This is a genomic window from Bacillus sp. FH (assembly GCF_052216825.1).
GTDB classification, from domain to species: Bacteria; Bacillota; Bacilli; order Bacillales; family Bacillaceae_G; genus Bacillus_A; species Bacillus_A paranthracis.
The window spans coordinates 35,946-54,084 of record NZ_JBQOUU010000008.1 but is presented as its reverse complement, the minus strand read 5'-3'; the positions used below and the strand labels follow the sequence as shown (position 1 = coordinate 54,084).

General features: G+C 35.0%; 23 protein-coding genes and 1 pseudogene. 10 read left to right on the top strand and 14 right to left on the bottom strand.

Going from position 1 to position 18,139, the window contains the following annotated elements:
• The first annotated feature begins 30 nt into the window (after nucleotides 1–30).
• The 4 genes from ACTT1L_RS16950 (at nucleotide 31) to ACTT1L_RS16935 (ending at nucleotide 2,058) form a co-directional block, all read left to right on the top strand.
• Nucleotides 31–378 carry a helix-turn-helix transcriptional regulator gene (locus tag ACTT1L_RS16950; protein WP_001992053.1) on the top strand — a complete coding sequence of 116 codons (348 nt, stop codon included), beginning with the start codon at nucleotides 31–33 and terminating at the stop codon, nucleotides 376–378.
• 192 nt (nucleotides 379–570) lie between these two features.
• Nucleotides 571–1,095: a DUF4352 domain-containing protein gene (locus ACTT1L_RS16945; RefSeq protein ID WP_000277059.1), complete on the top strand. Its 525-nt coding sequence runs from the start codon at nucleotides 571–573 to the stop codon at nucleotides 1,093–1,095.
• A gap of 17 nt (nucleotides 1,096–1,112) precedes the next feature.
• Entirely contained in the window at nucleotides 1,113–1,457 is a 345-nt protein-coding gene (locus tag ACTT1L_RS16940; RefSeq protein ID WP_098672043.1) for a DUF4064 domain-containing protein, read from the top strand.
• A 130-nt stretch (nucleotides 1,458–1,587) separates the two neighbouring features.
• A complete protein-coding gene (locus ACTT1L_RS16935) occupies nucleotides 1,588–2,058 on the top strand; it encodes a hypothetical protein (protein ID WP_442822046.1) in 471 nt (156 codons plus the stop codon).
• A gap of 40 nt (nucleotides 2,059–2,098) precedes the next feature.
• Here ACTT1L_RS16935 and ACTT1L_RS16930 read toward each other — a convergent pair whose 3' ends face one another.
• Complete coding sequence (locus tag ACTT1L_RS16930) at nucleotides 2,099–2,782, bottom strand: hypothetical protein (RefSeq protein ID WP_442822045.1); 684 nt, start codon at nucleotides 2,780–2,782, stop codon at nucleotides 2,099–2,101.
• 1,737 nt (nucleotides 2,783–4,519) lie between these two features.
• Between ACTT1L_RS16930 and ACTT1L_RS16925 the strand changes: the two genes are divergently transcribed.
• The 3 genes from ACTT1L_RS16925 to ACTT1L_RS16915 all read left to right on the top strand — a co-directional run bounded on the left by ACTT1L_RS16925 (nucleotide 4,520) and on the right by ACTT1L_RS16915 (nucleotide 6,257).
• The gene (locus tag ACTT1L_RS16925) at nucleotides 4,520–5,341 is read left to right on the top strand and encodes a ParA family protein (protein WP_071715615.1); all 822 of its coding nucleotides are present in this window, start codon (nucleotides 4,520–4,522) and stop codon (nucleotides 5,339–5,341) included.
• A 1-nt stretch (nucleotide 5,342) separates the two neighbouring features.
• The gene (locus tag ACTT1L_RS16920; protein ID WP_262726564.1) at nucleotides 5,343–5,717 is read left to right on the top strand and encodes a hypothetical protein; all 375 of its coding nucleotides are present in this window, start codon (nucleotides 5,343–5,345) and stop codon (nucleotides 5,715–5,717) included.
• 189 nt (nucleotides 5,718–5,906) lie between these two features.
• Nucleotides 5,907–6,257, top strand: coding sequence for a hypothetical protein (locus tag ACTT1L_RS16915; protein ID WP_442822044.1), 351 nt, complete (start codon nucleotides 5,907–5,909; stop codon nucleotides 6,255–6,257).
• A gap of 156 nt (nucleotides 6,258–6,413) precedes the next feature.
• Here the strand turns inward: ACTT1L_RS16915 and ACTT1L_RS16910 are convergent, their stop codons facing one another.
• The 8 genes and pseudogenes from ACTT1L_RS16910 to ACTT1L_RS16875 all read right to left on the bottom strand — a co-directional run bounded on the left by ACTT1L_RS16910 (nucleotide 6,414) and on the right by ACTT1L_RS16875 (nucleotide 11,784).
• Nucleotides 6,414–6,707 (bottom strand): hypothetical protein, encoded by a 294-nt coding sequence (locus tag ACTT1L_RS16910; RefSeq protein ID WP_262726562.1) that lies wholly within the window; start codon nucleotides 6,705–6,707, stop codon nucleotides 6,414–6,416.
• A gap of 246 nt (nucleotides 6,708–6,953) precedes the next feature.
• Nucleotides 6,954–7,034, bottom strand: a pseudogene (locus ACTT1L_RS16905) (DUF3967 domain-containing protein); the annotation flags it as partial.
• 268 nt (nucleotides 7,035–7,302) lie between these two features.
• Nucleotides 7,303–7,668 (bottom strand): hypothetical protein, encoded by a 366-nt coding sequence (locus tag ACTT1L_RS16900; RefSeq protein WP_262726561.1) that lies wholly within the window; start codon nucleotides 7,666–7,668, stop codon nucleotides 7,303–7,305.
• 258 nt (nucleotides 7,669–7,926) lie between these two features.
• Nucleotides 7,927–8,517: a DUF3967 domain-containing protein gene (locus ACTT1L_RS16895; protein WP_270721669.1), complete on the bottom strand. Its 591-nt coding sequence runs from the start codon at nucleotides 8,515–8,517 to the stop codon at nucleotides 7,927–7,929.
• Nucleotides 8,518–8,720: 203 nt separating this feature from the next.
• Nucleotides 8,721–9,008 carry a hypothetical protein gene (locus tag ACTT1L_RS16890; protein ID WP_442822043.1) on the bottom strand — a complete coding sequence of 96 codons (288 nt, stop codon included), beginning with the start codon at nucleotides 9,006–9,008 and terminating at the stop codon, nucleotides 8,721–8,723.
• A gap of 455 nt (nucleotides 9,009–9,463) precedes the next feature.
• Nucleotides 9,464–9,952 (bottom strand): hypothetical protein, encoded by a 489-nt coding sequence (locus tag ACTT1L_RS16885; protein WP_098487947.1) that lies wholly within the window; start codon nucleotides 9,950–9,952, stop codon nucleotides 9,464–9,466.
• Between the two features lie 19 nt (nucleotides 9,953–9,971).
• Complete coding sequence (locus ACTT1L_RS16880) at nucleotides 9,972–10,517, bottom strand: replication-relaxation family protein (RefSeq protein WP_270393642.1); 546 nt, start codon at nucleotides 10,515–10,517, stop codon at nucleotides 9,972–9,974.
• A complete protein-coding gene (locus ACTT1L_RS16875; RefSeq protein ID WP_442822042.1) occupies nucleotides 10,489–11,784 on the bottom strand; it encodes an FtsK/SpoIIIE domain-containing protein in 1,296 nt (431 codons plus the stop codon). Before ACTT1L_RS16875 ends, ACTT1L_RS16880 begins: the two co-directional genes overlap by 29 nt.
• Before the next feature lie 281 nt (nucleotides 11,785–12,065).
• On the opposite strand from ACTT1L_RS16875, the gene ACTT1L_RS16870 reads away from it, so the two are divergent.
• The 3 genes from ACTT1L_RS16870 to ACTT1L_RS16860 all read left to right on the top strand — a co-directional run bounded on the left by ACTT1L_RS16870 (nucleotide 12,066) and on the right by ACTT1L_RS16860 (nucleotide 14,021).
• A complete protein-coding gene (locus ACTT1L_RS16870; RefSeq protein ID WP_000895135.1) occupies nucleotides 12,066–12,305 on the top strand; it encodes a helix-turn-helix domain-containing protein in 240 nt (79 codons plus the stop codon).
• A 112-nt stretch (nucleotides 12,306–12,417) separates the two neighbouring features.
• Nucleotides 12,418–13,683, top strand: coding sequence for a Y-family DNA polymerase (locus ACTT1L_RS16865; protein WP_442822041.1), 1,266 nt, complete (start codon nucleotides 12,418–12,420; stop codon nucleotides 13,681–13,683).
• The gene (locus ACTT1L_RS16860) at nucleotides 13,680–14,021 is read left to right on the top strand and encodes a YolD-like family protein (protein WP_163262756.1); all 342 of its coding nucleotides are present in this window, start codon (nucleotides 13,680–13,682) and stop codon (nucleotides 14,019–14,021) included. The genes ACTT1L_RS16865 and ACTT1L_RS16860 overlap by 4 nt, the downstream gene beginning before the upstream one ends.
• Nucleotides 14,022–14,055: 34 nt before the next feature.
• Here ACTT1L_RS16860 and ACTT1L_RS16855 read toward each other — a convergent pair whose 3' ends face one another.
• The 5 genes from ACTT1L_RS16855 to ACTT1L_RS16835 all read right to left on the bottom strand — a co-directional run bounded on the left by ACTT1L_RS16855 (nucleotide 14,056) and on the right by ACTT1L_RS16835 (nucleotide 18,092).
• The gene (locus ACTT1L_RS16855) at nucleotides 14,056–14,874 is read right to left on the bottom strand and encodes a GH25 family lysozyme (protein ID WP_442822040.1); all 819 of its coding nucleotides are present in this window, start codon (nucleotides 14,872–14,874) and stop codon (nucleotides 14,056–14,058) included.
• Entirely contained in the window at nucleotides 14,874–15,080 is a 207-nt protein-coding gene (locus ACTT1L_RS16850) for a hypothetical protein (RefSeq protein WP_442822039.1), read from the bottom strand. Before ACTT1L_RS16850 ends, ACTT1L_RS16855 begins: the two co-directional genes overlap by 1 nt.
• A gap of 1 nt (nucleotide 15,081) precedes the next feature.
• Complete coding sequence (locus tag ACTT1L_RS16845; RefSeq protein WP_442822038.1) at nucleotides 15,082–15,315, bottom strand: hemolysin XhlA family protein; 234 nt, start codon at nucleotides 15,313–15,315, stop codon at nucleotides 15,082–15,084.
• A 282-nt stretch (nucleotides 15,316–15,597) separates the two neighbouring features.
• Nucleotides 15,598–17,736: a hypothetical protein gene (locus ACTT1L_RS16840; protein ID WP_442822037.1), complete on the bottom strand. Its 2,139-nt coding sequence runs from the start codon at nucleotides 17,734–17,736 to the stop codon at nucleotides 15,598–15,600.
• Nucleotides 17,737–17,789: 53 nt separating this feature from the next.
• Nucleotides 17,790–18,092 carry a hypothetical protein gene (locus ACTT1L_RS16835; protein WP_270395295.1) on the bottom strand — a complete coding sequence of 101 codons (303 nt, stop codon included), beginning with the start codon at nucleotides 18,090–18,092 and terminating at the stop codon, nucleotides 17,790–17,792.
• Between the last annotated feature and the right edge of the window lie 47 nt (nucleotides 18,093–18,139).

The following is an 18,139-nucleotide window of genomic DNA, read 5'->3' as shown; positions in this document are numbered from 1 at the left end:
TAGTGATAAGGCGATTATTATACTCAAACTATGAAAACTACAGTCGGACAAAACATTAAAAATCTCAGAAAGTCTTTCGATTTAACGCAAGAACAATTATCTGAGAGAACAGGTTTATCACGCGGACAAATTAAAAATTGGGAAACTGATCGTCATGAACCTGATCTTGAAAGTTTAAAGGTACTTGCATCGTTTTTTAACACCTCCACAGATGCTCTTCTTAACTTCGAGGACAGGAAAGAAGATGCGTTATTAGGATTACTATTCAATGATATCCAACGAGCTTATGAGGAGCTAGATGGACGTCAGCAAGGTCGTTTCGCTAAACAATTAGCGTTGTATGTCAAAATGTTACGAGATAACAAGGACATACTATGATTTGATTTCATTTTAGAAGAAATCATTTCCAAAGGAAAGAGGTAAAATTTTACATTATTTTACCAATTTATCCAATGAGGGCTGCGGCTCTCTTTTTTTATTTTTATTCGACAAGATATGACAATATTCCAATTGATTGTTTGCTATGATAGGCTCGGAAATCTTACATTTTACATAATTGGAGGAAAGAAAATGTATAAGAAATTAGGTACGATTGCTTTAACTGGAGCACTTGCTTTTAGCTTAGCTGCATGTGGAGAAACAGAAGTTAAAGAGGTAAGTAAAAATGATGCTCCTAAACAAGAGCAAAAGAAAGATGATAAAGCTGCTAGTAAAGTTTATAAAACTGGCGAAACAGTAGAAGTTAATGGATTACAAATCACTTTTAACTCTGCTCAATTTGTAGAACCTAATGAGTATACAAAACCTGAAAAAGGGAAAGTTTTAGAAATCACTTTCTCTGCTAAAAATAACGGCAAGAAAGATGCATATATCGGATCAGAAGAGTTAAAGATTGCTGATGCTAACGGGAACCAATTCAAGGGATATTTCGGTGCTGATAATGCATTTATGAATGAAAATGTTGTGCCAGGTAATCAAATTACAGGGAAAATGTATTTTGATGTAGCTGAATCTGATAAATACACTGGTACATATAAACCAAACTTTACGTTTGATGAAAAATCTGTGAAATTTGAATTCACACCTGGTAAATAAAAGGAGAAATTAATAAAATGAAACGAACAGCTGAATTTGTATTAGGACTTATTGGTGGTATTTTTGGAATTCTATGTGCATTTATTGCATTATTTATCGGTGGACTTGGATCTGCTTTGGAAGCTGATGGTGCAAACACTGTTATTGGCCTAGGATGGGGTGCTGTAGGTCTATCTGTGTTAGGAATTGTCGGTTCTGTTATGGTGAGAAGTAAAGCAAAAGTTGGCGGTATTATGATGACTGTTGCTGCTATCGGTGGATTTGTTTGTATCTCTGCAATTTACTTATTACCAGGAGTTTTATTATTAATCGGTGGATTAATGGGTATCTTCCGTAAAGATAAAGCTGCTGTATCTGCATAAACAATTTATATTATTAAAATTAAAGTGGTTCAAGTCGGAGGAAGGCACCTTAGGGTGTCTTTTTTATTACTTACAAAATAATATGATAAAATAACAATAAATAAATTTAATGGTACGGAGGAAAGAAAAAATGAAAGATGAATTAGTAAACATTAGAAGAGGTGGATGGTGTTGGTATGGCACTAACACATATAAAGAAACAGATAATGTAGGTAAATTTATGACATTTGTAAAAGATGACATTTCAGATGAAATGCAAGAATTAATACTTAAAGCAATTAAACAAGGTGTCACTCCATTTATTAAACACACCGATCCAGAAAGGCTTAAGCGTACAGGCGTACTTAAGCCTTTTAATCCATATGCAAAAGACGGAACATTAGCGATTATTTGGTATTCTACTGATGAAGAAAAGGATTTAAAGAATTTAGCTAAATTTTTGGTTGATAATGGATTAGTACCAAAAACTAAAGCTGGTAAATACCACAATATTTCATTTAAATATGACGAACAAACTCGAAACGGTGAATATGGTGAACAATTTAAAGCATCCATTTCTTTGAAAGATTTAATGGATTTAACTACCGGAGAATTTTATTAAATAATTAGCTACTCTTTTCTTTATGCAATAAAAAACCCACCTATTTCCGTAGGTGGGTCTCTTCAAATTCATCAGCATCATGAAAACCTAGATCAAACGAATATAACGTTTCTAATGTCTCTGAAGCTCCTATATATTTTAAAATACTCTCTATATCTTTATAAGATTGAAAATATAACGTTTTTGCTTTCGGTATTTTTCCGTCAGTCTGTAATTTCTTCTTTTTAATCCCAAGTTCCTCGAACATAAACTCATTTAAATGGTCCAAAATATCTGTAGATCCATGAATACGTAAACGCGGTCTAATGTATATCTTATTTTTAGGTCTTTTTTCTCTCATAATCCCTACATCATGTCTCATTAAGATATACGTTTTAACAAATATTTCTTTGTTAAACTCACCTTTAGGAAATGCTCTAGATTTTTCTTTTATTGGAGTCCATCCTAGTTCTTTTACTTTTCTGATAAACGGGTGACTACTATTTATAGACGTGTACCATTCTACATACCCTTTATCTTCACGATATCTTGACCTTGTTTCTTTTTCAAAGAAATCAGCAAACCTCTTCACTATCACCTGTGACTTATGAGTAAAATAAAAATATCGATCCCCATACACACTTTTTTCATAACCATTTCGCCAAACCATACCTAAAGCTTCTGAAAATTCATCTGTTTTAATAAAATCATCTGTCCAATTTACCTTTATAAGATTATTAACCATAAAATATTCCCCTTAAATTTTATCCTTTTAATCAATTGTAGAATAAAACACTATCTCTATAAATAAGTATTCAGCTTATTAAATTTCACGTACTATATCTGTTGTGTAAAACCAAATTCTGCAATAAGGCCTATTCTACCATCCGTCCCCTTATCCTCTAGCCAAGTAAGTAGTAAATCCTTTATTTATTCCTCTATCTTAGTAAGTCATTCCCACAGGAGTTAAACAATCTCAAGTTTTTCTGCTTTTTTTCGTAATTAAGCTTGACTGAAGGTTTGAAAGGTTTTCATACTGGCAAGCTACTCCTGGACACGTGCGATGACGTTTTGGGCATAGTAACCCCTTGAAATTTTTCTGAGGTTAAAACGCCCTATCAATACTGGCTTAGTACCCATTGTAGCCGATTGAGATTGTTTGCATTGACGCCGGATAGCTAGATTACTACTATCCGAATGTAGCTTATAGGATTGCTCCCTACGGTGCGTCTCCACGCCCTACACCGTTCTCTTTCGAGTGATTCGCTACAAAACCCGCTTGCCTTTGCGTACTTGCGCACTCCAAAGGTTTGCCGTGATACAGTGTCACAATCGCCGCTTACTAGTAAATGATTAACTACAGTCGTACAATTGCGTCTTGTTTGAGCCTCCATTGTCTTTTAACACTTTTTACCGCCTGCGTCTTGGTTATCATCGCAGTTATGATAGTCGATCTATCACTTAGGCTTGTTTTATGCAAGGCTTGCGTCCTTTACCTCGCTTACGTCAGACGGCTTAATGCAACGAAAGCCGATATCCGAGTGTGTTTTTTGCATTGGCCACACTAGACCCCGTTTATTTTAGGTATGCTTCACAGCTTTCCTTCGTGGGCACGGTATCCACGTTATATAAAACAAAAAGGGCATTATCCATACCTAAATGCCCTGTAAAATTACAAGACTTCTAGGTATAGATAACGCCCTTTAAACACAGTTATTTTATACATCAAATAATACTAGTCTTTACTAGTTGAAAAATGTATTGCATAACGGTACAATAGGTGTATCTAATAAGCCTTGTTTGGTGAAACAAGGCAAATAACTTATCTGACGTGGTGAGCGTCTTATAAGTCGAAGTCCTGTAGGTTCGTACAGGTCATTCTAGTCAAGTGGTGGTACACTAGCTAGAACTAAGTCATTCCCGCAACGGTTGGTAGCCGTTAGCATATGGGAGTGACTTTTTGTTTTGTGTTCATATTCAATTGTTTTGCTCAATCTTCGTTTATGTAAAATATCAAATTGTGTTTTGTTTTGTAGAATGTTGCTTGTTGTTTATTACGTTACAACAAGCGTTAACCTTTGTAAACAGCGAATTTGCGCACTTTTTTAATAATATCCCTATTTCCCTATTTCCCTATTTCTATTTATAGATATAGGGATATTTCCCCTTTTCCCTATATCTATATTTCCCTATTTTTATTATTTTTGCACCTTCTATCTTCCTTGCAAAATTATATATTTCTTTCTTACTAATCTCCGTTTTAATTGTCTAAAGAATCTTTTAATATCAACGTTTTTGTTATTAATTACTAACTCTATGATTCTATTGCATAACCCAATTATCATTGTTATAATTTCTTTAAAGATATAGAAATATCCCTATTTCTATAGTTAGAAATATCCCTATTTCCCTATTTCTATTTTTCCCTATTTCTATAAAGGGATATAGGGAAATTTCAAAAACTATAACTGGAGTGTTAAAAATGGCTATTACAATTACGGTAGGTAATTACAAAGGTGGAGTCGGTAAAACCACAAATGCTGTATTGAACTCTTATGAATTCGCTAAAAAGGGCAAGCGTACATTACTCGTTGATCTTGATCCACAAAGTAACGCAACAAAATCGTTAATGCTAACAAAGTCAATCCTTAATCCTGATGAAATCGTTACTGTTGAAAAGACATTAATGAAAGGTATACAAGAGGGGAACTTAGATGGCTTAGAAGTAGAAATTACAGATAACTTATATTTAATTCCTTCTTACGTTGATTTCCAGGACTTCGCAAAATTTCTTTATAAAAATTGTGCTTCAGAAGCTGAAGAAGATCATTACTTTAAAGGATTACTTGAAAAAATCAAACATAAATACGACTACATATTTATTGATGTTCCTCCAATGTCGCTAGAAGTTACAAAGAACGCCGTTGTAGCTTCTGATTACGTTCTAATTGCTTTGCAAACGCAAGAACGTTCTCTAACTGGTGCTGAAAATTATGTAAATGAGCTTATCAAATTAAAAGAGCAATATGATCTTGATATTGAAGTAGTTGGCATTCTTCCCGTTCTATTAAAAAACAACGGTAAGGTTGATGAATATATCATGGAAAATGCGCGTGAAATTTTCGGTGAAGAAAACCTGTTCAAAAATATCGTCCCTCAAATGGAACGTATTAAACGATTTGATGTTAATGGTATTACTGAAAAAGATAGACATGATATGAATGTAATTGAACTATACGAAACGATTAGTGATGAATTATTATCTCGTATTGATATGTTCGAAAAAATGAAGGTTGGTGTGTAAAATGGCAAGAACTCCTGGTTTACTAGGTAGAAAGAAAAGTAACTTTGAACCTACTGAGCCTTATGTACCAGAGCAAGGACAAGCTATAGTGGAAAATAACGAGGTTCCAGTTACTCCTTCTCAACCTAAGACTGAAGAAAAACAAGTAACTCGAAAAGAAAAAAGAAACGAAAAAACTGAATCAAAAAAGAAATTTAAAAATCAGCAAGGCAGCATTAAAATTTCTAATCAATCAAAAGAAGAATTAGAAGTATTAATGAAACTTACAAACACAAAATTCGCTTATGAAATCATCGATTTACTTATAGATCGCTATGTAGAAAATGAGCTAACACCTGAACAGAAAAGGAAATTCAAGCTGTTAACTGAAATTTAAAAATATAGAAATATCCCTATTTAGAAATAGGGATATTTCTATATTTCCACTTTTCTTCATGATATATTAACTTTCTCCAACTTACTTGAATACACAGAGAAAACAGCAGATAATAACATAGTCGTTACCAATACAAACGCAAAATAGTTTTAATAGTTTACGATAGAAAACTAAATAGGAGTGGTACCTTTGGATAATAAAAGTAAATCTTTTGTAGTAACTGTAACACCTATTACCGAGAGTTCTGATTTAACTATTCAAAACAATCAAACTAAAACGAAAAAGGAAATACAGACACCAGAGAAACCAGATCAACGTTTAGTTCCATCTAAAACAGCTAAAATTTCACCTGCTGTTTTGCTAAAACTCAATACCCTTAAACCATTCATTAAAGAACAAGAGGGCATGGAGAAAACGTCAATTAACAATATCATTGATATGCTTGTTGAAAGTTTTGTAGACACCCATCTAGCTAATCGTCATTCTGAAGCATATAAAGATATGTATAAACGCCTCTACGAGACGTTAGAGAATAAATAAAGAAAAAAGAAGTATCCCTGTTTCTATTTAGGTGGTACTTCTTTTTTCATTATCGGGTACTGACCGCAACATGCAGAAAGTGAGTAACACTTAAAATAAATATATAGTTCATCGCAAATATTATATTGGGGTATCCCTAAATTTTGAAATGGATAATCAAAATTCATAATCCATTAAATATGTTCCTGTATTTACTAATCTTTCAGGTATTGTATAAATATTAGTTGCAATTGCCCCAACAATTATAGCAATACCCCAAACAAACACTTTTTGTACTAAACTTGCATCTGAAAAAGTAAATATAATTGCCAAAAGAAATAAAAATCCAGTAATAATATTCACTAAAAAACCCGAAATTGTTGCAAGTAATATTAAACCTTGTCCCAAAATTATTAATAAAAGACCAACAATCTTAAATATAATTTTTATTATTGTTTGAATAATAATCATATATAATCCCCCTCCCTTTTTTTGGTATCGTTTTGTATAATATTAACATAAATAAGAGTTTAATAGTAAGAATAGTCTTACTATTAAACTCTTAAAAGTAAAGGTTTTTAAGATTATTTAAGATGCTAAGATTCATATCAGATTTACTTAACGTCTCACCATCAATAGTAAGAAAAAATGGATTCCGCAAGGAATCCACTCGTTCTTTTTCTACAATTCTATTTTTATACGTTCCTCTGCTTCTCCTCACCAAAACCTCCACCACGGCTTTTTCTTCTCTTTCGCAGCAGCAACCTCATCCCGAAATTCCTGCATCATTATCTTTGTTAAAAATTATGAGCTTATTGATGAAATATTAGATTACTACATTGCTAATAAAGTGAATGCACATGAGCATAACATTCTAACTGACATAGTTTCTGACAGAAAATAAGCCCTACTTTTTGTAGGGCTTCTCGTTTTTTCGTTTTGAGAACGCTATAAAATCCTTAAGTCGATGGGCATGAGGTACCGCCAGTATTTTTGAAAAAACCATACTAAGCAAAAAACTGCAATTCGATTATCTGTTTAAGCTGAAAAGATATAGAAAAACAAATTATTCTTTATACCTATTTACAGGTTTCCAATCATCACTCCCCTTTTTTTGATAATATGTAAAGTTAAAAGGATAAGGTACTTCATTACCATCACTTGTTTTGGAATTAGTTAAAACTCTCAATTCGACAGTCCTCACATCACTATCAGGTAAATCCTGCTTACTATCAGATATAACCTGAACTCCCTCAATTTTATAACTAACTATTGCCTCTTTTTTAATTTCCTGTTCTAATGATTGTTTAGCCTGCTTCTTCGCATCACTTTCAATCTCCTGGAATTCGCCTCCAAATAATCCTGATATCGTTTTAAATACGAAACCAATTACAAAAATAATCCCTATTGCCTTCCAAATTTTCTTATTCAACCTGTTTTCTCCATTCACTTTTTAATATTTAATTCATTTTTACCATATTTTGTTTGCTATCTAATACATTTTAGTATTAATATATAACGTAGTAAAGTTTAAAACCACAAAAACATACATTAAATTAGTAAAAAACGTTTCTATGATTCCTTCTAATACACTATTGCCTAATTATTAGTATCAAAAAAAGTGGATCCCTACTCTAACTAGGGATCCACTTTTTTCTATAACTCTATTTTGCCGTGCATCTTCCTACTCTCACCAGAACCGCCACCACGGCTTTTTCTTCTCTTTCGCTGCAGCAACCTCATCCCGAAATTCCTGCATCAATCGCTTCGTTTCCTGCATCTCACGCAATGTCTTCATAAGCGTCTCATCCCGCGCTTCCAATCGTTTTTCCACTCGCTCATTATGCGCTTCTACGCTCGCTTTGATTTCCTCGTTGCTCTGCTTCGCCTGCTCACTCAATCGCTTCTCCATCGCTAACATACTCTGATTCATTTCTTGCGCCATAACGCTGTACTGCTCCTGTAATTGCTGTTTAATGTGGAATGGCACTAAGTCCATTTCCTCAGATTCTTCTTTAATTAGATCCGGATTAACCTTTTCTATTTGCTGCGCAATCATCTTCGCTGCTTTCTCTAGCGTCATACCGTCATGTTTACTCAGTTCAATTAACTTCTCAATCACCATAATGTCACTGTCTGTGTACTGGCGTCTGCCACGATTATTCTTCTTCACTGCGAATCCTTCTCGCGACAATACTTCCATATACTTTCTAAGGGTGCTATCACTTATTCCTAGTCGCTTATACACTTCACTAGCAGAATAAACAATTTCGTCCGTCATAACGTCACAACACCTCCTATTGACAGTATTCCATGATGGTTAGGAAATTCCTGCTATAACCTCACTAGTGAAACAAAGCCGTACTTTGCGATAGTAACGGCTTTGACACATTTATAAGATATACCAGTTCAATATATTCTTTTTAATATTGTGCGTTTATGATAATGTGGTTCTGTGAATACTTTTAGATAAAGTGATGCTAGTCACTTAATGGAGCGCTGTTTCTTTTCGGACTGCGAATCCGAATTTTCTTGATCAGCGCTCCGGTTATCTTTTTGTTCCCGTTTCATTTGCAAATGTGTAAATAAATAGAATGTAATAATAAAAGCCAGCACAGTGTAACTTGGATAAATTTTAATTGCTCCGTTAATAAATGTCGTATACGCTTTAAATACGTCTGGAAAGAACCATAGTACAGCCGTATGTAATGGGATTGATTTTACAAAGATGTTCCAAATAAATGATAAAAATTGCTTTAAATATTTGTGCATGTGTTTCCTCCTATATTAACTGATTTTTATCTACTTAATGCGCTTGTTCATACAATCAAATTAACCACCTCCTTAAATTAATCCACATTTTTTATAGAAAAATATCATTTTGTGGAACTTTTTCTCTCGTTTTTTATCATTTTGGTCAAAAAAAGTAATCTGAATACAAATATTTTTTCTATAAAACATTATTACCAAAATATAAGGGGAAAATCTTAGGTCACTTAGGCTAAAATACATGCAAAATAGCATTTATTTTATATTATATTTATAGCTTTATCCCCCTATTTGCGCACTTATGTGCAGCGTATTCTTGAACAAGACTCTAAAACTACTTTTGCAACATCCTGCAATTAAAAAAAGTTGACCATTATGCCAGCCAACTTCATTTAACACGTTATATAATCTCTTATGTTCTCAATTACTAGAAAAATAATACATATACTTTCGTTTTTTTATATCGCTTTAGCAATCTCAACAAGCAGTCTCATAAATAACGGAATCATTTGGACTACTATATAACCAATACCCGCACGACTTATTAACGAGAAACCCCGTTCCTGGCTACCAACCATAATGAATAGCCCGCCGCATAACGCTACAACGGATGCAATTGGATAGGATACCGCTTTAATTAAGAAAATAACCGGTTCAAATGCATTTACAATACGATTGTACAGTTGGCCATCTATATAATTTTTTATCTTTCCATCGTTTGACTGCACATCTTTAAAGACTTCATTCACGTCTGGATTATTTCCATCCGCAAATACGTGAGGAATATCTATAATGTTGCTGAATATAATAGCACTACCGATCACAATACTTATTCGCGCCGCCACGGGTGCGTATTTTTTTGCTTTCTTTTTGAACAAGCTCCATTTTTTCTTTGCTCCATAGTTACCATCCATAAAATCCTTGATGCTCATTGTCTCTGCTGCCATATGGACCATCTCCCTATTTTTAATGGAAATCAGTAACCGTAAATATGTTGCAATCTAATCCTTCGCAAAGCTTTTGCAGGTTCTTCCTGCGGTATTCCGTCGTGGTGTACCAAATAAATTTAGGTGGTTTTTCAAATACATTGCATTCCATCAATTTGCGATATTTCTGCATCTTGATACGGTTCGCACTCATTTTCTGCTCATGATCCACTTCTACAATGTGATAACGGCCATTATCAGTGAATAGTGCATCTGCAATTATGGAAACGATACCTTTTACATTCATTTTCACTTCCTGCTTCCACGTTTTCGGGCATTCGTAAGCGATATAGATGTCATTCCTCATAATGTAGTGGCGAAATTGATTCGAACGTTTGAGTATTTTCTTACTCCCGATACGCTCGCGCCCTTCCTTGTTCAAATAGAAAATTTTCTCTCCATCCCTAAAGCTAGATACATATTCTTCAATGCCCTTCATGACACGAGAAGCATTCCTATCACCGCCAAGATCATGAAGTACCTGGATTTGCTTTCGACTAAGAAAGCCGAGTTTCTTCAAGCTCAAGAGTATACTTTCTGTTCGCGCTTCCTTCATGGCTAGTTTTTGCATCTTCATGCTCCTTCCTCGCTCTTATGTTGATATGTGGCTTTATGATGTTATCTATTTGCTTATTATCGATATAAACCGTCTGTAAGACCTTCTTCTCGTTCGTTTGATATATAGCCCTTCCTTTTATATTAGGGAGACTCTCTGCACCGCCTTCATCAAGTACAGCTCGACTTCCCGCTTCTGTCTGCAATCTAAAGCAAACACGAGCACCTATATTTTGTCTTAGTTGAGATGGCAATGCTTCATTTGTTGGGTACTGTGTCGCATATACCAAACGGAATCCCGCTGCCCTGCCACGACGACCTATATCTACAATAATGTCCTTGCACTCCTGATATGGCGTCATGTCGGCTGCTTCATCTACGATTACAAAGTACCTAATTGGCTCCCCGGCTTCTTTTATATCTTCGTATCCTTTTTCTAGTAAGTATTCGTTTCTAGCATTCAATTTATCTTGCAATTCCCTTAGAGTCTCAAGGGCTTCCTCTGGATTCTTCGCAATTGATTCGACTTGATTTAGGAATCGGTATCTGTTGAAAGAGAGACCACCCTTCAAATCGATTAGGAATAGCTTTATATTTTCTGATTGGTTGCGTACCAGCGAAGTAATAATAAGCTTTAATACATTCGATTTCCCCATATCCGTCATACCAGCAGAAATCATATGTGATAACTGGTCAAAGTCGTGTTTTACTAATCCGTCCCTTGTGTAACCAATAGGCACTTCCCATCCTCTACATTGCCTCATCATATCTTCTTCAAACTTCACAAAATCAGGAATCCCTTTCTCGTAAACTCGTATTTTAAGTAACCCATCGTAAGACAGCTCAATTTCCTTTCTAACGAGCTTTTTCTTGTTTATGATGTTTTGTATTTGTTTTAAGATATCTTTTCTTAGGCGGAGAGATTTGAAGTCTTGTAGTTTGAAATCAAAAACTTTGCTCTTGTGATTTAATCCATCCTCTAAATGTTGTATCTTTTGTTCAAAATCGGAGAAGCTAAGACCAAGCGGAATCCTATATGCATATTCAACTCCCCAATCATTTTTAGTTTTTCGAAGCAGCTGTATAGTCCTGGTCTCTTTTCCTTCCTTCACTTTCAAATCACAATTAGCACATATTCTTTGAATCTTAGAGGCATCATTTGTTGCTCCTTTTTGATGCATTTTTGATAGAAAGACTACACCACCAACTGCCGCTGAACTTACTAACTCAAATATCACAAACTGACACCACCCTTCTTTATGTATTCTGCAAGAATAGTCCCTGAAGATTAGAAGAGATGAAAACGGCTATGAATCATTGAAAATACTAATCTTGTAATGTCTGAAGCATCATTCTGTGAGCGAATTCTATTTGGAATAGATAAAACGAATTTTTAAAAGGCTATCAATTCGGAACTGAGAATCGTAATTTGTTTGGTATGGTAAAAGGTATTTCGTACTGTTTGGCCTTTATGTCAGTTTTTTTCTCGCGTTTAAAAAAATGACGAAAAGGGCAAGCTATGCTTGAGGTGATAGGGGTGTTTGGATTAGGTAAAAAACGTAGTAAATTTGGTAAATGGTTAGACAAACAAGGGATCTCACAAGGGGAATTAGAAAAGGCAGCTAAGTTAAGTAGAGGTACGATTTCAAAAGTATGTAATGATAAAGAATACACACCTAAATTTTCGACTATATCCCAAATCACAAGGGGATTAAAAAAGTTGGGGAAAAACATAAATGAAGATGAGTTTTGGATGTAGCCTTCACTTAAATGGGTGGGGCTATTTTATTTTTTTGAAAAAACCTCTTCATAAAAGAACATACATTCGTATATAATAAGAACTAACGTTCTGTTATTTAGGGGGAATAACGGTGTATGACTATTCAATATTGCCAAATCGAATTGTTTTATGTGTAGATCTTCGTTCGTTCTATGCTAGCGTATCGTGCATCAAAATGGGGTTAGACCCACTTCATACTAAATTAGCTGTAGTTGGTGATGTGAATAGGAGTGGTTCAATTGTTTTGGCTGCAACTCCACCATTAAAAGCATTAGGTGTTAAGAAAATGGCGAGATTGTATGAAATACCACGTCGTAAAGATATCCTTATGGTAAACCCAATTATGAGTACTTACATTAAATGCTCCAATTACATCACAAAATTAGCTCTACAATACGTGCCAATTGAGGATTTTCACCAATATTCAATCGATGAGTTCTTTATGGACATTACGGATAGTATTCATTTGTTTGCAAACGATCCATATGAATTTGCATTGAAATTCAAACGCGAAATATACGCAAAGACTCGAATCGAATGCACGATAGGAATTGGTCCAAACCCTTTAATGAGTAAGGTTGCCTTAGATGTGGAAGCAAAGAAGACGAAAGATTGCATAGCGTACTGGAAGTACGAAGATGTACCCATAAAATTATGGCCAATACGACCGCTTAGTAAGTTTTGGGGAATTTCGGGTAAGACAGAAGCAAAGTTAAACCGAAAAGGCATTCATTCAATCGGAGACTTAGCGCAATACCCACTCAAATATTTAAAACAAAGCTTCGGGGTCCTTGGCGAAGAATTGCACTTACATAGTAACGGCATAGATTTTAGCCGCATATCAGAAAAATACGTTCCAGCAACAACTTCTATTGGTAAAAGCCAAATACTCATGCGTGATTACACCATAGAAGAATTCCCGATTATTCTACTGGAACATATTGAGGAAGTTTGTTATCGAATGCGAAGGCAAAACAAACTAGCTCAAACCATCCATTTCTCCATTGGTTACAGCAAAAATTACGCTGGTGGTTTCAGAAAAACTCACACTATGAACCGACCAACCAATTTAACAATGGATATATATAAGGTTTGTACATATTTTTTACATGAGTTTTATACTGGGGAACCCATTAGAACCATCAATGTTTCTTTAACTAACTTAATCAATGAAGGCGAAGAACAAATCTCACTATTCGATAATGTAATACAACGAGAAAAAGAAATGAAACTAACTAAAGTAATGGACGAAATACGCACTAAATTTGGTAAGAACAGCATATTGCGAGGGATTTCGTATACAAATAGTGCAACAGCAAGATACAGAAACACATTGTTAGGGGGACATAAAGCATGAACAACGCTAATATGCCAAAGGGAAGAGGAATGGTTAAATGGACTCCATTCGCAGCGATGCCGGAGCAATTCGCTGGTATCCGTGAAATAGTTAAAGAAAAAACGAAGGTAGAACGCCCTACATTAACACAGGATGAACAAGAACGTATTGAGAATATGCTATTATGTTCGCTACTTTCTGAAGAAGAAATATTGATTACATACTATGAAGATGGTTTTTTACTTACTAGCTATATGACCGTCATTGATATTGATCCGTTAAATAAATCTATAATTTGTACGGATGCATTTTATAATAATATGACGTTGAAATTTATTGATATTATTGATGCAAAATGAAAATAAGGCCGCCCAACAGGACGGCTTTCGTTGTTTACTTCTTAATATACTCGTACCACCATTTACCTTCAGGTCTAGTATCCATCCACCAAGTAATCTTGTCTAATTCCTGATTAGGCAATACTTCCGTTTGTAAGTATGCTATTCCAGTTGAAGAATCCGAGATAACCTTTCCTTTGATTCCACGCTCGTTCATAGCGTTTATGACTTCTGGAACCAACGAGACGCCAAACCCACCAGATTTAACATATTGATATCCACCATTGGAAACGGTTTGTTCTGGTCGTTCTTTTTCTGTAAACCAAGATAATGGTTTGCTACCAATTAATTCGTTCAAATCACACTTACCGATACCAGGTACATTTCCCGTTTCAGTATATTGCCAAATATCGCATGGATATGCTGGTTTGTTGCCACCATAACGAGGAATCCACACGAAATCAGCTTTTATATTCGCCATGCCAAAAGGAGCGTACATATGATGACCAACATATAAACCAACTTTCTTAGCTCCTAATCGGCGTAATTCATCGATAAATGCTTGCGTGCCGGCTCTCATATCATCCATTGTCTTTACTTCCACATCAGCAACCCAGACTGTCGCGCTCTTGTCTCCACGGGTCCAGAAGTCACGAGCTTCTATACGTGCATCGTTTGCAGAAACAAAACGACAGAATGCATAATTACCAAAAGGGATGCCTTGTTGCTTCATAGCTTGTACATATCCTTTATACAATGGATCTACATAATTTGAACCATCTTGTACACGAGCGATGATGAAATCAATGTGTTGTCTTGCTACAGGCCAATTAATATTACCATTCCATTTTGAAATATCTATAATGTGTCCCATTATTTATCGTCTCCTTCACTATTTACTTCATGATCGGACCAAATCCCTAGAGAAATACCGACCGCAAATAGATAGGGCATAAACTCATCAAGAAAGCTTTTTGCTTCCGGAACCCCTGCTTTTACAAATAAAAATCCTATTAAAGATGCAATAGCTATTAACGTCTTCCAGTTGCGGAATCGTTTTTTGATATTCTCTTTTGACATATTACATGCCACCTTTCATGAGTAATCCTAATAAGCCAGCTACAATTGCCCCAATGATGATACGGAGAATCCATGTTGTATTAGCACTAATCTTTTCAAGCTGTTTATTTATATTTACAATGTCCTTTTCGTTGACAGTGGTACGTGTTTCTAGATTGCGAATATCTCGCTGCATATCCTTTTGATCTGACTTAATTTGTAGGATCTCTTGCTTTAAATCTTGAATGTCTTGCATTGGTTCAGCTCCTTTTTTAAAAATAAAAAAGCCTGCTATAAGCACGCTTCGGTTTGTTGTAAAAGCCGTATTTTATTCGATTTATTGTATCGTTACAAATACTGCATCTATTATAATCATCCAAAGAACCGCTGATGCTATGCCACCTAACACTAAAGCTTTCCCGAATGTATTCTCATTAACTGTATTCATAATATCTACCTCGCTTAGATACGTTTTGTATAGAGTATATGAAACTTGTAAATTCTTAACGACCTTCATGTGAATTCCGTGTGTCCACAATTATATAATTTTTATGTTTTCTGGATCTACACCTATAGCGACTGCTTTTTCATTAATAACAAGGGAACCGCTTGTTCCTGCACCATATTTCACTCCAAATGTAATATTTCCGCTAAAGTTATATAAATCAAGCTTAGAAACAAAGCCTTTTACTTTTACTTTCCCAAAGTTACCAACATTGATATTTTCTATTGCAATACCTGCAAACAACGAGTTGTCATCCACATCGGTCATCGGCCTAATCGTTTTAAAGTCTCCATCAAAACAAACGGCTTGCCCTTTTAAAATACTCGTTTTTGCTTTAAACGAATTATATTCATCTGAAAAGTTAGGTCTATCATGTTCTTCAGTTGTAAATGAAGAGGAATATGGAACTTCACTATTCGCAAATCCTTCAATCGTAAAATTCTTATGACTTGCCGCTGCCGGATCGCCTAACCACGGTTTATCGTCATGATAAATTTCGCCATTGATTCTACAACCTTCTAGAATGACTTTATCACTTGTTTTACTTCCTAGTGATTGTACACGTAATGCATACTTGAATTGCCCATCTGTTTTTATGATTTCGCATCTTTTCAGAATAACTAAACACGGATTTTCGAAATTAACATTATTATGGACACTGAAAGGTGCGAAAGGACCTCTGAACTCACAATCCTCAGCTATTAATGTAGAACCAGAACTATGTCCCATGCCATAAGCACATTCAGATACCCATACTTTCTCTGGTAACATGCCACTCTCAGGATGGTTTGTTCTCCACGTTCTTGCTCCTTCGTTTCCATAATGCAAGAACTTGCTTTTCTTCAAACTTCTATTCCAATTCTTCTTTGCGTTACTACTTTCATCATGAACGGCATATCTCATGTTTTTAGCCGTTACAGTGATGTTTTCTAAATCGTTTGTTTCATCAATCCAAAGGGTTGATGTATTATCTATTTGAGCATCCGTTGCATTATCAGGAAGTTCCCCTTTTAACCAACAAGTTTTCGCATCTACACCTCGTAAATTAATATAAGATTTTAGTGTCCAACCAACTTCTGTATAAGTTCCAGGATGAACGACAACATCATATATTTTTTTAGCACTTGCATCTATAATTGCATCATTTGCTAATTTAGGAGATAAATAATCTCCTGTGCCATCAGGTTTTACAGTCTTTACAATACGTTCTACAATGCCAACATCAAACCCGAGGTTCTCCGGTTGTATTTTTGCTCCAAATGGTTCATATTCCGTCACTTGTGTACCTTTCTCTAATTGAGCTGAATCTAACTGAGAGGTTAGTACTGTCATTCTAATAAAGTGCGCATTAGACGGAGAAAGAAATACGCTTGATGCATTCGTGAATCCCGAAATGAAGTTTTTACTTGAATCATAGAACGCGCCTTGTTCTGTAGTTCCACTTATCTTGTAATTCGTGTTAGGAATTATAGGGATAAAGTCCGAAGCATTATGTGTCCCATTCGGTGAATCCGCAAGAGTACCGTTATTGTTCACTACATATTTCCCTCTAATTACAATCGATTTATCAAATAAGTTTTTACTTGGTATTCCTCGTACTATATTTTTGTTTAATGCAAGCTTTTCCTCTGGAATGGGAGTTTTAATAGTATTTGCATCTAGATTTACTGAGAATGGTTCATATTCCGTTACTTTAGTGCCTTTCTCTGCTTGTACTGAGTTTAATTGAGATTCTAATACAGTAATTCTGATAAAGTAAGCGTTTGGTGGTGACATAGTGACACTGGAAGCATTCGTAAACCCTATGATGTAATTTTTATTAACGTCGTAAAATGCACCTTGTTCTGATGTACCGCTAATTCTATACGGTGTATTCGGTGTTAATTCTATAAAATCAGAGGCGTTATGCGTTCCGTTTGGAGAATCTGCAAGATTACCAGTATTATTCACTACATACTTCCCTTGTGTCACTGTAGACTTATCGAATAGGTTTTTCCCAATAACCCCTCTAACGGCTGTGTTTTTAACTTTGTTTACCATTTCAATGGAGACTTTGTTGTTTTCTTCTATAGTAGTATATGACCCTTCGATTTTTTCCCAATTTTCATTTGTCCTATTTCTAAAATCTCTATCTTGAGCGGTGTTTCCCCATCGATTCAATGCTAGTGTCATGATATACAAACCTCCTAAAAGCGAGGGCGTTATTACGCCCTCTCATAGTTTTACTAGTACATTAATTGCTCAGAAACACCATTGATCATAACGTTAACGGCATTTTCTGTTTCTTGTTGAATGAGTAATTTATCGCCTGGGTTTAATACAATAAATGTATCACGCACGTCGTCACCACTTTTTACTTTAGTAGTCATAATATCGATTGTGTTCAGTGTTAATACAACCTTTTGTTCAGTGTCTAAGGAATTATTGAACATCAATTGTTTTACCGTGATTTGTTGTCCTTGCTGTACATCACATACAACAAGTTTTTCTTTTTGAGGTTTTCCTAAGTAAATTTGAACTGGTTTCATAAATAACTCCTCCTAATTTATATAAAATTCGTTTTTTAATACTTTCA

Coding starts and splice junctions, on each gene's coding strand:
- ACTT1L_RS16950 (WP_001992053.1), top strand. CDS start 31: ATGAAAACTACAGTCGGACAAAACATTAAAAATCTCAGAAAGTCTTTC.
- ACTT1L_RS16945 (WP_000277059.1), top strand. CDS start 571: ATGTATAAGAAATTAGGTACGATTGCTTTAACTGGAGCACTTGCTTTT.
- ACTT1L_RS16940 (WP_098672043.1), top strand. CDS start 1,113: ATGAAACGAACAGCTGAATTTGTATTAGGACTTATTGGTGGTATTTTT.
- ACTT1L_RS16935 (WP_442822046.1), top strand. CDS start 1,588: ATGAAAGATGAATTAGTAAACATTAGAAGAGGTGGATGGTGTTGGTAT.
- ACTT1L_RS16930 (WP_442822045.1), bottom strand. CDS start 2,782: ATGGTTAATAATCTTATAAAGGTAAATTGGACAGATGATTTTATTAAA.
- ACTT1L_RS16925 (WP_071715615.1), top strand. CDS start 4,520: ATGGCTATTACAATTACGGTAGGTAATTACAAAGGTGGAGTCGGTAAA.
- ACTT1L_RS16920 (WP_262726564.1), top strand. CDS start 5,343: ATGGCAAGAACTCCTGGTTTACTAGGTAGAAAGAAAAGTAACTTTGAA.
- ACTT1L_RS16910 (WP_262726562.1), bottom strand. CDS start 6,707: ATGATTATTATTCAAACAATAATAAAAATTATATTTAAGATTGTTGGT.
- ACTT1L_RS16895 (WP_270721669.1), bottom strand. CDS start 8,517: ATGACGGACGAAATTGTTTATTCTGCTAGTGAAGTGTATAAGCGACTA.
- ACTT1L_RS16890 (WP_442822043.1), bottom strand. CDS start 9,008: ATGCACAAATATTTAAAGCAATTTTTATCATTTATTTGGAACATCTTT.
- ACTT1L_RS16885 (WP_098487947.1), bottom strand. CDS start 9,952: ATGGCAGCAGAGACAATGAGCATCAAGGATTTTATGGATGGTAACTAT.
- ACTT1L_RS16870 (WP_000895135.1), top strand. CDS start 12,066: ATGCTTGAGGTGATAGGGGTGTTTGGATTAGGTAAAAAACGTAGTAAA.
- ACTT1L_RS16860 (WP_163262756.1), top strand. CDS start 13,680: ATGAACAACGCTAATATGCCAAAGGGAAGAGGAATGGTTAAATGGACT.
- ACTT1L_RS16855 (WP_442822040.1), bottom strand. CDS start 14,874: ATGGGACACATTATAGATATTTCAAAATGGAATGGTAATATTAATTGG.
- ACTT1L_RS16850 (WP_442822039.1), bottom strand. CDS start 15,080: ATGTCAAAAGAGAATATCAAAAAACGATTCCGCAACTGGAAGACGTTA.
- ACTT1L_RS16845 (WP_442822038.1), bottom strand. CDS start 15,315: ATGCAAGACATTCAAGATTTAAAGCAAGAGATCCTACAAATTAAGTCA.
- ACTT1L_RS16840 (WP_442822037.1), bottom strand. CDS start 17,736: ATGACACTAGCATTGAATCGATGGGGAAACACCGCTCAAGATAGAGAT.
- ACTT1L_RS16835 (WP_270395295.1), bottom strand. CDS start 18,092: ATGAAACCAGTTCAAATTTACTTAGGAAAACCTCAAAAAGAAAAACTT.